The 11,785-nt window shown below is 69.8% G+C and carries 15 protein-coding genes; 14 read left to right on the top strand and 1 reads right to left on the bottom strand.

The genetic code is table 11. The features are described from left to right. The first annotated feature begins 44 nt into the window (after positions 1–44). From IEX69_RS11960 to IEX69_RS11910, 11 genes are all read left to right on the top strand, one after another. Complete coding sequence (locus tag IEX69_RS11960; protein WP_085021191.1) at positions 45–503, top strand: Lrp/AsnC family transcriptional regulator; 459 nt, start codon at positions 45–47, stop codon at positions 501–503. A 32-nt stretch (positions 504–535) separates the two neighbouring features. Further along, on the top strand, positions 536–1,471 hold the full coding sequence (locus IEX69_RS11955) for a metal ABC transporter solute-binding protein, Zn/Mn family (protein WP_085021190.1): 936 nt from the start codon (positions 536–538) through the stop codon (positions 1,469–1,471). Beyond that, positions 1,468–2,286 carry a metal ABC transporter ATP-binding protein gene (locus tag IEX69_RS11950; RefSeq protein WP_085021189.1) on the top strand — a complete coding sequence of 273 codons (819 nt, stop codon included), beginning with the start codon at positions 1,468–1,470 and terminating at the stop codon, positions 2,284–2,286. Before IEX69_RS11955 ends, IEX69_RS11950 begins: the two co-directional genes overlap by 4 nt. Beyond that, a complete protein-coding gene (locus IEX69_RS11945; RefSeq protein WP_174604557.1) occupies positions 2,286–3,188 on the top strand; it encodes a metal ABC transporter permease in 903 nt (300 codons plus the stop codon). The genes IEX69_RS11950 and IEX69_RS11945 overlap by 1 nt, the downstream gene beginning before the upstream one ends. Beyond that, positions 3,185–3,574 carry a Fur family transcriptional regulator gene (locus IEX69_RS11940; RefSeq protein ID WP_085021187.1) on the top strand — a complete coding sequence of 130 codons (390 nt, stop codon included), beginning with the start codon at positions 3,185–3,187 and terminating at the stop codon, positions 3,572–3,574. Before IEX69_RS11945 ends, IEX69_RS11940 begins: the two co-directional genes overlap by 4 nt. Positions 3,575–3,714: 140 nt before the next feature. Beyond that, entirely contained in the window at positions 3,715–3,951 is a 237-nt protein-coding gene (gene rpmB / locus IEX69_RS11935; RefSeq protein ID WP_066522785.1) for a 50S ribosomal protein L28, read from the top strand. Next, positions 3,951–4,118: a 50S ribosomal protein L33 gene (gene rpmG / locus IEX69_RS11930; protein ID WP_085021186.1), complete on the top strand. Its 168-nt coding sequence runs from the start codon at positions 3,951–3,953 to the stop codon at positions 4,116–4,118. Before rpmB ends, rpmG begins: the two co-directional genes overlap by 1 nt. A 3-nt stretch (positions 4,119–4,121) precedes the next feature. Then, the gene (gene rpsN / locus IEX69_RS11925) at positions 4,122–4,427 is read left to right on the top strand and encodes a 30S ribosomal protein S14 (protein WP_085021185.1); all 306 of its coding nucleotides are present in this window, start codon (positions 4,122–4,124) and stop codon (positions 4,425–4,427) included. A gap of 81 nt (positions 4,428–4,508) precedes the next feature. Next, positions 4,509–4,796: an HU family DNA-binding protein gene (locus IEX69_RS11920; protein ID WP_085021184.1), complete on the top strand. Its 288-nt coding sequence runs from the start codon at positions 4,509–4,511 to the stop codon at positions 4,794–4,796. Positions 4,797–4,909: 113 nt separating this feature from the next. Then, positions 4,910–6,877: a bifunctional copper resistance protein CopD/cytochrome c oxidase assembly protein gene (locus tag IEX69_RS11915; protein WP_217348646.1), complete on the top strand. Its 1,968-nt coding sequence runs from the start codon at positions 4,910–4,912 to the stop codon at positions 6,875–6,877. After that, positions 6,874–8,208 (top strand): amidase family protein, encoded by a 1,335-nt coding sequence (locus tag IEX69_RS11910; RefSeq protein ID WP_085021183.1) that lies wholly within the window; start codon positions 6,874–6,876, stop codon positions 8,206–8,208. Before IEX69_RS11915 ends, IEX69_RS11910 begins: the two co-directional genes overlap by 4 nt. Positions 8,209–8,234: 26 nt before the next feature. On the opposite strand, the gene IEX69_RS11905 is transcribed toward IEX69_RS11910, so the two are convergent. Beyond that, positions 8,235–9,263 (bottom strand): hypothetical protein, encoded by a 1,029-nt coding sequence (locus IEX69_RS11905; RefSeq protein ID WP_157127369.1) that lies wholly within the window; start codon positions 9,261–9,263, stop codon positions 8,235–8,237. A 77-nt stretch (positions 9,264–9,340) separates the two neighbouring features. Here IEX69_RS11905 and IEX69_RS11900 point away from each other — a divergent pair, with 77 nt between their 5' ends. The 3 genes from IEX69_RS11900 to IEX69_RS11890 all read left to right on the top strand — a co-directional run bounded on the left by IEX69_RS11900 (position 9,341) and on the right by IEX69_RS11890 (position 11,761). Next, the gene (locus tag IEX69_RS11900; protein ID WP_085021181.1) at positions 9,341–10,624 is read left to right on the top strand and encodes an ATP-dependent DNA helicase; all 1,284 of its coding nucleotides are present in this window, start codon (positions 9,341–9,343) and stop codon (positions 10,622–10,624) included. Between the two features lie 84 nt (positions 10,625–10,708). Next, on the top strand, positions 10,709–11,341 hold the full coding sequence (locus IEX69_RS11895; RefSeq protein WP_157127367.1) for a DUF4190 domain-containing protein: 633 nt from the start codon (positions 10,709–10,711) through the stop codon (positions 11,339–11,341). 120 nt (positions 11,342–11,461) lie between these two features. Continuing rightward, positions 11,462–11,761, top strand: coding sequence for a DUF4190 domain-containing protein (locus IEX69_RS11890; protein WP_085021179.1), 300 nt, complete (start codon positions 11,462–11,464; stop codon positions 11,759–11,761). The last annotated feature ends 24 nt before the right edge of the window (positions 11,762–11,785 follow it).

Here is an 11,785-nt window from a genome sequence, read left to right as displayed (position 1 = left end):
GAGGTCGCAGTGCGATCGTGCAGTTCGATGAGAGGATTCACCATGTGGACGCCATCGACGAGCAGATCATCAGCATCCTGCGGGTCGACGGACGCGCATCGTTCAGTGCGCTCGGTCGTGAGGTCGGGCTCAGCACCAACGCCGTCGCCGCCAGGGTCAGGCGCCTGGAGAGCAGCGGAGTCATCACGGGTTACCGGGCGATCCTCGGTTCCGACGCCCCGGACGAGGTGAGCGGCCTCGAGGCGTTCGTCGACGTCCGACTCGAGCCCGGCCGCGACTCCGAGGAGTTCTTGGCGTGGGCGGTCGGTGCCCCGCCGATCCTCGACGCGGTGCACGTGACAGGGCCGTACGATTACCTCCTTCGTGTTCGCGTTGCGGACACCGCCGCGCTCGACGGTCTTCTCCGGCTCCTCAAGCGGGAAGCCGGAGCGGCGCAGACCCAGACCCGCCTCGCGCTCCGGCCTCATCCGCACGCCTCCGCATCCGCTGGACGGCGATTTTGATAACCGTTCTCAGGTGATTAGAGTCGGGGGTCGTGATCCCGAATCCAGGCCGCCCGCGTCTGCGCAGGAGTGCGCTCGCGCTCGCGGCGGTCCTCTCCGCGGGAGCGGCGCTCGCGGGATGCACGAGCATGCCGGCGGCGACGATGACGGTGGGCAGCGGCGCGTCGGCCACGCTGTCGGTGGTGGCCTCCACCGACGTCTACGGCAGTCTGGCGAGCGCGGTCGGCGGCGACCAGGTCGCGGTGACCAGCCTCATCGACAGCCCGACGAAGGATCCGCACGAGTTCCTGGCCAGCGCCCGCGATCAGCTTGCGGTGAAGGACGCCGATCTGGTCATCGAGAACGGCGGGGGCTACGACGACTTCCTCCCCCAGATGGTCGATGCCTCGGGAGCGAGTCCCGTCGTGGTCTCGGTGGCGGAGGTGTCGGGGTATCCGGCCGAGGGCCTGAACGAGCACCTCTGGTACGACGTCCCCACGATGGAGCGGCTCGTCGACGAGCTCGCCGATCGGTTCAGCGACCTCGACCCCGAGGACGCACCGGTCTTCACCGCCAACGCCACGAGCGCCAAGGGCCAGCTCGCCGCCCTGGCCGCCACCGAGGACGATCTCGCCGAGAGCTACCGCGGCCAGCGCTTCCTCGCGACCGAGCCGCTCGCGCTCTACATGCTCGACGCGATCGGCCTGGTCGACGCCACCCCTGCCGGGCTGCAGGATGCGGTCGAGCGCGGCGCCGAGGTCCCTCCCGACGAGTTCCTGCAGGCGATCGAGCTGGCCACGAACGGCACCGTCGACCTCGTCGTGCACGACACCCAGACCCCGACGGCGCAGGCGAACGCCCTGGTGGAGAACGCGAAGACGGCGGGGACTCCGACGGTGGCGCTGTCCGAGACCCTGCCGGAGGGCGAGGACTACTTCACCTGGATGAAGGCGAACCTCGACCGGATCACCGAGGCGCTGGCGCGATGACCGGTCCGGCCGAGTCGCCCGTCCTGCGCATCCGCGGTGGTGCGCTCGCCTACGGCCCGCGTCGACTCTGGTCCGGTCTCGACCTCGACGTCCAGGCGGGCGAGTTCATCGCGGTGCTGGGGGCGAACGGATCGGGCAAGACGAGTCTCCTCCGTGCCGTCCTCGGCCAGCAGCCCCTCACCTCGGGCTCGATCGAGTTCCTGGGCCGCCCGGCCCGCCGCGGCGATCGCCGCATCGGCTACGTCCCGCAGCAGAAGCTCGCCGACGACGGCACCCCGCTCCGCGCTCGCGATCTCGTCGCGCTCGGCATCGACGGGCACCGGTTCGGACTGCCGCTGCCGTCGCGCTCGCGCCGAGCGCGCGTCGACCTCCTGCTGGAGGAGGTCGGGGCCGAGTCGTACGCGGATGCGGGGGTCTCCACCCTGTCGGGTGGCGAGCAGCAGCGGCTCCGGATCGGGCAGGCGCTCGCCGGCGAGCCGCGGCTGCTCCTCTGCGACGAGCCGCTCCTCTCGCTCGACCTCGCGCACCAGCGCGGGGTGAGCGAGCTGATCGACCGGCAGCGTGCCGCCCGCCGGATGGGCGTGCTCTTCGTCACGCACGACATCAACCCCGTGCTCTCGTTCGTCGATCGCGTGCTGTACCTCGCCGGCGGCGGGTTCCGCATCGGACCGCCCGACGAGGTCCTGCGGAGCGACGTGCTCTCCGAGCTCTACGGCTCCCCCGTCGACGTCATCCGCACCCGCGGGCGCGTGATCGTGGTGGGGACGCCGGATGCGGGACACGACCACCACCACGACGACGACGAGGTGGAGTGATGGACGACATCTGGTCGCAGATCTTCGACTTCAGCGACTACGGACAGCTGCTGGCCCTGCTGCAGAACTCGATCATCGCGGGAGCCGTGCTCGGGGTGGTCGGCGGACTGATCGGGGTCTTCGTGATGTCGCGCGACATGGCCTTCGCCGTGCACGGCATCAGCGAGCTGTCGTTCGCCGGGGCGGCCGCGGGGCTGCTGTTCGGCATCGGCGTGGTCGAGGGTGCGCTCGCGGGGTCGATCGTCGCGGCCCTGCTCATCGGCATCCTGGGGGCGAGGGCACGCGACCGCAACTCGATCATCGCCGTGCTCATGCCGTTCGGGCTGGGGCTCGGGATCCTGTGCCTCGCTCTCTACCCGGGGCGATCGGCCAATAAGTTCGGGCTCCTCACGGGCCAGATCGTCGCCGTCGACGATCCGCGCCTGAACTCCCTCATCGTGATCTCGGCCATCGTCGTGATCGGCCTGCTCCTCACCTGGCGCCCGCTGACGTTCGCGAGCGTCGACGCCGACGTGGCGGCGGCTCGCGGGGTGCCGACCCGCGCGATGTCCATCTGGTTCATGCTGCTCCTCGGCCTCGCCGTCGCGGTGTCGGTGCAGATCGTCGGATCCCTGCTGGTGCTCTCCGTGCTGGTCACCCCGGCCGCGGCGGCGCTGCGGGTGTCGAAGTCACCCGTGGTCGTGCCCTTGCTCTCCACGCTCTTCGCCGTCGGCTCGCTGGTCGGCGGCATCCTGCTCGCGCTCGGATCCTCCGTGCCGATCAGCCCGTACGTCACGACGATCTCCTTTCTCATCTACGTCGTGTGCCGCATCGTGGAACGTGTCCGCCGAGGGCGTGACGGCAGACGGCATACCCCCAGCCGATCCGCGTTACCGTGGGAGGAGAGGACGGAGAGGGCATGAAGCGCAACACCTGGCAGCGGGAGGCCGTGCGGTCGGCGCTCGGATCGCAGATCGGCTTCGTCAGCGCGCAGACGCTCCACTCCTCGCTCAAGGGCTCCGGATCGCAGATCGGCCTGGCCACCGTGTACCGCGCGCTGAACGACCTCGCCCAGGAGGGTGAGGCCGATTCGCTGCAGTCGCCCGAGGGCGAGGCGCTGTACCGGGCCTGCTCCCTGGCGCACCACCACCACCTCATCTGCCGCAGCTGCGGCCTGACGGTGGAGATCGAGGCCGACGAGGTCGAGGAGTGGGCGCAGCGCACGGCGAAGCTGCACGGGTTCAGCCGGCCCGAGCACGTGGTCGACATCTTCGGGTTCTGCTCAGCCTGCGTCCCGCCCCAGCGCTGACTTGGCGGATGCGCATCCGTCGCGTACTCTAGGAAGGTTGGGTGGAGCCTCCGCCCATTGTGGACCGGGCACAGCCCGGTTCGCCGACAAGTCATCTTGGGTGAAGACGCTCGTCTTCACGGTAACCAAATGGAGGAACAGTGGCAGCAGTGTGCCAGGTGACAGGAGCCGTTCCCGGCTTCGGTCACAACATCTCGCACTCGCACCGTCGTACCAAGCGGCGGTTCGACCCGAACGTGCAGAAGAAGACCTACTACGTCCCGTCGCTTCGCCGTAACGTCACCCTGAACGTCTCGGCCAAGGGCATCAAGGTGATCGATGCTCGCGGCATCGAGTCCGTCGTCAAGGACATCCTGGCGCGTGGGGAGAAGATCTGATGGCTAAGCAGCAGGACATCCGGCCGATCATCAAGCTCCGCTCCACCGCGGGCACCGGCTACACCTACGTGACGAAGAAGAACCGTCGCAACGACCCCGACCGTCTCGTCCTCAAGAAGTACGACCCGGTGATCCGCAAGCACGTCGACTTCCGAGAGGAGCGGTAAACAATGGCCAAGAAGAGCAAGATCGCGCGCAACGAGCAGCGCAAGGTGATCGTCGACCGCTACGCGGCTCGTCGCGCCGAGCTGAAGAAGGCTCTCGTGAGCCCGAGCAGCACCGACGAGGAGCGCGAGGCCGCCCGCCTCGGCCTGCAGAAGCTCCCCCGCAACGCCTCGCCGGCTCGCGTCCGCAGCCGCGACGCCATCGACGGACGTCCCCGTGGAGTGCTGACGAAGTTCGGCATCTCGCGTGTGCGCTTCCGCGACATGGCGCACCGTGGCGAGTTGCCGGGCATCACCAAGTCCAGCTGGTAGGTTACAGGCGGTCGTTCCCGACCGCCTGTATCAATTAGGGAGCTACCGGTCGGTAGCGAAGAAGGTCCGAGGAGGACACCCATGGCTGATAAGTCACTCAACAAGACCGAGCTCGTCGCAGCCGTCGCCGCCGCTTCGGGTCAGACCCAGTCCGCTGTCAACGACGTGCTCGACGGTCTGTTCTCGACCCTGGCCGACTCCGTCTCGAGCGGCACCAAGGTCACCATCCCGGGCTGGATCGCCGTCGAGCGCACCGAGCGTGCCGCCCGCACCGGCCGCAACCCGCAGACCGGCGCCACCATCGAGATCCCGGCCGGCTACTCGGTCAAGATCTCGGCGGGCTCGAAGCTGAAGGCTGCTGCCAAGTAAGTCCCCGACTTCTGTAGGAAGGGCGTCGACCTCACGGTCGGCGCCCTTTTCTGCATACCGGGCGCGTGCCGAGCGAGGGGCGGCGCTCAGGATGGGGCGCGTACGCTTGTCGGGTGACACGAGTCGTGAGGATCGTCGCGCCCGCCGCGCTGGTGGTCGCGTCGTTCGCCGCACTCCTGATCGCGCTCGCCGTCGGCGGCGCCGCGGCCCCGCAGCTCCTGCAGGACCCGGGCGACGTCGTCCGCTACGGGCTCCCCGTGGCGCAGATGATCGTGAACATCGCCGCCGCCGGCATGATCGGGGCTCTCGGCATGGCGCTCTTCGTGTTCCGTGCCGGCAGTGACGAGTACGGCAAGACGCTCGACATCGCGGCCGCCGCGTCCGCTCTGTTCACGGTGTCGGCCGCGGTGACGGGGTTCTTCAACTACCTCAGCGTCACCGCCCGCACGGTCAGCCTCGACGACAGCTTCTCCCAGGGGCTCGGCCAGTTCCTCACGCAGATCGCCCTCGGCCAGGCCTGGCTCTGGACGACGCTCCTCGGCGCGGTGCTGACCGTGCTGTGCTTCGCCGTGCGCAACCAGACGGCGCTGTTCTTCGTGGGGCTGCTCTCGGCCGCGGCGCTCATCCCGATGGCGCAGCAGGGCCACGCCTCGGGCACCGAGGGCCACGACGCCGCGGTCACCGCGCTCGCCCTCCACATCATCTTCGCGGCCGCCTGGCTCGGCGGGCTCCTCGTGCTGGCCCTCCTGAGCCGCCGCCTCGAGACGCTCGACCTCGTCGCGGCGGTGTCGCGCTACTCCGCGGTGGCGCTGATCTGCTTCGTGGTCGTGGCCCTCTCGGGCTACGTGAGCGCCCAGCTGCGCATCGGCACCCTCGACCAGCTGGCCAGCGCGTACGGCGCACTGGTCCTGGTGAAGGTGGGCGCTCTGCTCGCCCTCGGGGTCATCGGCGCCCTGCACCGCACCTTCCTGGTCCGTCGCCTCGACCGGACCGGGCACCGCGGGTACTTCTGGTGGCTCGTCGCCGTCGAGATGGTGTTCATGGGCATCGCCACGGGCTTCGCGGCGGCGCTCGGGCGCACCGCGACGCCGGTGTCGCAGGAGATCCCGGTGGTGCAGACGCCGGCGCAGATCCTCACCGGCGAGCCGCTCCCGCCCGAGCCGTCCTTCCTCACCTACCTGACGTCGTGGAACTTCGACCTGCTGTGGGTGCTGGTGTGCGGGTTCGGCATCGCTTTCTACCTCGCCGGGGTGATCAAGCTGCGCCGCCGTGGCGACGCGTGGCCCTGGTACCGGAGCGTGCTCTGGGTCGCCGGGATGCTGCTGCTGTTCTGGGTCACGAACGGCGGGCTCAACGTCTACGAGAAGTACCTGTTCAGCGTGCACATGTTCGGGCACATGACCCTGAGCATGATGGTGCCGCTCCTGCTGGTCCCCGCCGGTCCCGTCACGCTGGCGCTCCGCGCGATCGACAAGCGGTCCGACGGCACCCGCGGCATCCGCGAGTGGATCCTGCTCGCCGTGCACTCGCGTGTCGCGACGGTGATCGCCAACCCGATCGTGGCCGGCGTGCTGTTCGCCACCTCGCTCGTCGCGTTCTACTACACGCCGCTGTTCCGCTGGGCCACCGTCGACCACATCGGTCACGAGTGGATGATCGTGCACTTCCTCATCGTCGGGTACCTCTTCGTGCAGGCGCTCATCGGCATCGACCCGGTGCCCTACAAGCTGCCCTACCCGTTCCGGCTCCTGCTGCTGCTCGCCACGATGGCCTTCCACGCCTTCTTCGGCCTGGCGCTGATGAGCGGCACGGGTCTGCTCATGGCCGACTGGTTCGGGGCGATGGGCCGCACGTGGGGACCGAGCGCGCTCGTCGATCAGCAGAACGGCGGCGGAGTCGCGTGGAGCGTGGGCGAGATCCCCACCTTCATCCTCGCCGTCGTCGTGGCCGTGCAGTGGAGCATGAGCGACAAGAAGGAGGCCACGCGGAAGGATCGCGCGGCCGACCGCACCAACAACGCCGAGCTCGCGGAGTACAACGCGATGCTCGAGAAGCTCTCGGCGCGAGACGGCGGCCGGTGATCGTCCCCGACGCCACGACGGCGCTGCGGATGCTCGACGCCGGCGACATCTCCGCCGTGGAGCTCGTGTCGGCCCACCTCGACCTCATCGAGCGCCGTGGCGGGGAGCTCAACGCGGTGGTGGTCGTCGACCGTGACCGGGCGCTCGCGGAGGCCGCCGCGGTCGACGAGGCACGCGCATCCGGCCGCGACCCGGGTGTCCTGGGCGGCGTTCCGATGACGGTGAAGGACTCGTTCGCGGTGGCGGGGCTGCCCGCCTCGGATGGTCGGCGCTCCTCTCTGTCCACGCCGAGCGAGGATGCTCCCGCCGTGCGGCGGCTGCGGGCTGCGGGCGCGATCGTCGTCGGCAAGACCAACCTGCCCGACGAGCTGGGCGATCACCAGACGCGCAGCGAGCTGTACGGGGTGACGCGCAACCCGTGGGATCCGACTCGTACGCCGGGCGGGTCGTCGGGCGGATCCGCCGCCGCCGTGGCCGCGGGCCTCTCGGTCGCCGACCTCGGCAGCGATCTCGCGGGGTCCATCCGCGTGCCGAGCGCCTGGAGCGGGACGTTCGGACACGTCCCGAGCCACGGGCTGATCTCGAAGCGCGGGCATCTGCCGCGTCCGCTCGGGTCGAGGCTCGAGCCGCCGCTGTCGATGAGCGGTCCCCTCGCTCGCTCGGCGGACGATCTCGCCCTGCTGCTCGAGGTGCTCTCGGGGCCCGGCACTCCCGGTGAGGGAGCGCCGACGCCGGCGCCCCATGCGGTGAGCTCGCTGCGCGGTGCGCGTGTGCTGGTCTGGACGGATGCCGCTGCTCCCACCACGCGCGAGCAGTCGGATGCGGTGGCACGGCTCGCGGTGGGTGTGTCGGATGCGGGCGCCCGGGTCGAGGAGCTGCGCACCGAGTGGAGCGACGTGGTCGAGCTCTTCGGCCGGCTGGTCGCGGGCGAGCTGACGTACGGGACCGCGGGGTCGCCCGCCTCGTGGACGGACGTCGAGAGACAGCTCGAGCTCTCCGAGCAGTGGACGCACCGCCTCGGCGGAGCGCTGGTGATCGCGCCGGCGACCTTCGGCAGCGCGCCGCTTCTCGACGACGGGCCCCAGAGCGGGCGACGCTACGACCTCGACGGCGTGTCGATGCCGGCCGGGCCGGTGACCTCGGCCTGGAGCGCGCTGGTGAACACGCTCCGGGTGCCGTCGACGATCGTGCCCCTGGGACTCGACAGCGCCGGTCTCCCCCTGGGCGCGCAGATCGTGGGTCCGCGCCTCGGCGACCGCTCGACGATCGAGCTCGCCCGGCTGCTGACCGAGGCGGGCCTCATCGCGTTCGCCGCACCGCCCGGGTGGTGACGGGCCGCCTGGAACCGGACTGACCCTCAGCGCTGGGCGAAGGTCACTGTGCCGTCGGGCTGGATGGTGAGAGTGAACGTCACCGTGAAGGGGACGGACTCGTCGACGGTGGTCTCGGAGCCGTCGAAGAGCGAGCGCTCCCCCACCGTGACGTGTGCGGATCCGCTGCTCGAGGGGACCACCCAGGACGACTGGCCCGCGATGATGGAGACGGTCGGGTACTGCTCGATGCTCCACTGCGGAGAGCTCGTGATGCGGTTGTCGACGGCGAGGCCGAACGGGCATCCGGGAGGGTAGAGCACGGTCTGCGCCGCGCACGCGTCGAGGAAGGTGTCGACGGAGTCCTGCACCGCGTTCACCAGCGCGAGCTTGGGCTGGACGTCGACGATCGCGCTGATGGAGCTGAGCGGAGCCGTCGCGGCCATGCCGATGCTCTTGGCGCCGAGGAAGTCACCGCTGTGGGAGAGCACGTACATGCCGGGCACCAGCACCTCGTACGAGCCGCTGGCGTGGAACGCGGACGGGTCCGCCGTCTCGACCTCCGCTGCGCCGGCGGTGAACGACGCGGCGTGGGCGACCGTGATCGTGGCGGACGCGATCGGTGACTTCGCGAAGGCCCAGGTGGGGAAGACGAGCGCGCTGGAGCCCGTGCGGACGACGTCGAACTCGGAGCGTCCGTCTGTGACGTGACGGTCGGAGCCGACGAGGCTGTAGCTGAAGACCAGGCGATACCGGTCGGGGGCGATCTGAGCGTCGCTGACGAGCGAGACGTCGGTGAGCGTGCCCAGCGCATCCGCCTGCAGCAGGGCTGCGGCCCCTGTGCCCGGCTCGTCGCTCGAGGTCAGGACCACCCCGGGCATGCCCAGCGCCGCGTCGACGTCGTGTCGGGCGAGGGCGTCGAGGTACTCGCGGACGAAGGCCTCGGGGCTGTACGTCTCGCGCGCCATCGCTCCGACGGACGCGCCGAAGGCGACCAGGAGCAGGGCGCCGATGCCGCCCCAGATGAGCAGCGTGCGTCGGCGAGCACCCTGCTCGCCTGTGGACGACAAGCTCATGTCCACAGTCTAGGGAATCGGGTCGCCGCAGCCCCCCGGGCGGGTAGCCTGGGTACTCGCATCCCGAAAGGCCAGTCATGGATCGTCCGCCCCTGTCTGACGAGCAGCAGCGGGTGTTCGACCTCATCGAGGGCACCCGCGAGCACGTGCTCGTCACCGGCCGAGCCGGAACCGGGAAGTCGACGCTCCTCAACCACCTCTCGTGGAACACCGAGAAGCAGATCGTGATCAGCGCGCCGACCGGGGTCGCAGCGCTCAACGTCGGCGGCCAGACCATCCACTCGCTGTTCGGACTCCCGATCGGGCTCATCGCCGACCACGAGATCGAGCTCCGCGCCGACGTCCGGAAGGTGCTCAACACCATCGACACCCTCGTCATCGACGAGGTCTCGATGGTCAACGCCGACCTCATGGATGCGATCGACCGGTCGCTCCGCATCGCCCGCCACCGCAAGCTGGAGCCGTTCGGCGGCGTGCAGATCGTCCTGTTCGGCGACCCGTACCAGCTCCCCCCGGTGCCCGGCGACAGCGAGGAACGGGCGTACTTCGCCGACCGCTACCGCTCCATGTGGTTCTTCGACGCCGTGGTCTGGCAGCAGACGCCGTTGCGGATCGTGGAGCTCACGCAGGTGCACCGTCAGAACGACGACCAGTTCCGGTACATGCTGAACGCGGTGCGATTCGGGCAGGTGACGAAGGACATCGCCGACGTCCTCAACGAGGCCGGTGCGCGCACCCCGCCCGACGACGGGACGATGACCCTCGCGACCCGGAACGACGCCGTCAACCGCATCAACAAGGCGTCGCTCGAGCGGCTGCCGGGACGGGCTCTCACGGCGAAGGCCGAGGTGAGCGGCGAGTTCGGCGGCCGGGCCTACCCCGCCGACGTCGAGCTGCAGCTGAAGACGGGGGCGCAGGTGATGTTCCTCCGCAACGACGCCGACTCACGATGGGTCAACGGCACCGTCGGCACGGTGACGAGGATCGACGGCACGAAGGTGCGGGTGGAGGTCGACGACGAGGAGCACGAGGTCGAGCCCGTCGCCTGGGAGAAGTACCGCTACTCGTACTCCACCGAGTCGAAGCAGCTCACGAAGGACGTCGTCGGCGAGTTCACCCAGTTCCCGCTCCGCCTGGCGTGGGCCGTCACCATCCACAAGTCCCAGGGGCAGACCTACGAGAAGGCCGTGGTCGACCTCGGGCACCGTGTCTTCAGCGCGGGACAGACCTACGTGGCCCTGAGTCGGCTGACCTCCCTCGAGGGGCTCTACCTCACGCGGCCGCTGCGGCCGAGCGACATCATCGTCGACCGCGACGTGCTCGACTTCATGCGCCGATCCCGCGAGGGCGCGGCGACCTGACCGCCGTGCTCACGAGAGCGGGCCGGGGGCGGTGCTAGTCTGCGAACCGGCCCGATCCGGGGCCCGTGAGTCAGGGGGATGACGATGAGCGACGAGCAGCAGGGTACCGGGGAGCCGACACCGCCCATGGAGGGCGTGCCGCCCGTACCGCCGGCACCGCAGAGCGCGCCTGTGCCGCCGGCGCCGTCCGTGCCGCCAGCTCCGCCGGCACCGCCGTCGGGATCGCAGCCGTACGCGGCTCCGGTGCCGCCGTCGGGTTCGCCGCAGCCGTACAGTCAGCAGCCCTACGGCCAGCCTGATCCCGCGGCTGCGTACGGGCAGCCGCAGTCCTACGCGCCGGCGCCCCCCGCGCCGCCGTCCTACGGCCAGCCCTACCCGCAGCAGCAGCCCTACGGTCAGCCGCAGCCGTACGGCTACCCGTCTCCGTACCCGGCTCTGCCGCCGTACGAGCCGCTCGCGATCGCGTCGATCAGCGTGGCGGGAGGGGCGGCCATCCTCGGCTTCTTCCTCACCTTCCTCGCCGTCGGTGCGGTGGTCGGCGCGATCCTCGGTCTCGTGGCGCTCTCGCGGATCAAGCGCACCGGCAACAGGGGTCGCGGGCTCGCCATCGCCGGGACGATCGTGGGCTTCGTGGTCACCGGCATCGGACTGCTCGTCCTCATCGTGGCCATCGGATTCTTCGCCGTGGCCGTCGGGAGCTACGGCTACCCCAGCTGACGCGGACGAGACTCGGAGTGTCATGCTCCGTTGCGGGTCGCACATCACCCCTGCCATAGTGATGCTCGGCCCATCCGGGCGTGACGATGAGCCCGATGCGGGCCAGACAAGGGGAACGACATGACCGAGCAGCAGCCTCCCGCCTACAACCAGCCGCAGTACGGTGCCGCCGCACCCTACGGCGAGCCGAAGTACAACACCCTCGCGATCGTCGGGTTCATCCTGTCGTTCTTCGTGTCCCTGGGTGGGATCATCGTGGGCTTCATCGCCCTGTCGCAGATCAAGAAGACGGGCGAGAAGGGTCGCGGCCTCGCGATCGCCGGCATCATCATCGGCTTCGTCGCCATCGCCTTCACGATCATCTACATCATCGCAGCCATCGCGCTCGTCGCCTCGTCCGCGACCTACAGCACGTACTGATCAGCGCCTGATCGCTTGATCGCA

It is taken from the genome of Cnuibacter physcomitrellae (assembly GCF_014640535.1).
GTDB classification, from domain to species: Bacteria; Actinomycetota; Actinomycetes; order Actinomycetales; family Microbacteriaceae; genus Cnuibacter; species Cnuibacter physcomitrellae.
This window is presented reverse-complemented; position numbering and strand designations above follow the sequence as displayed.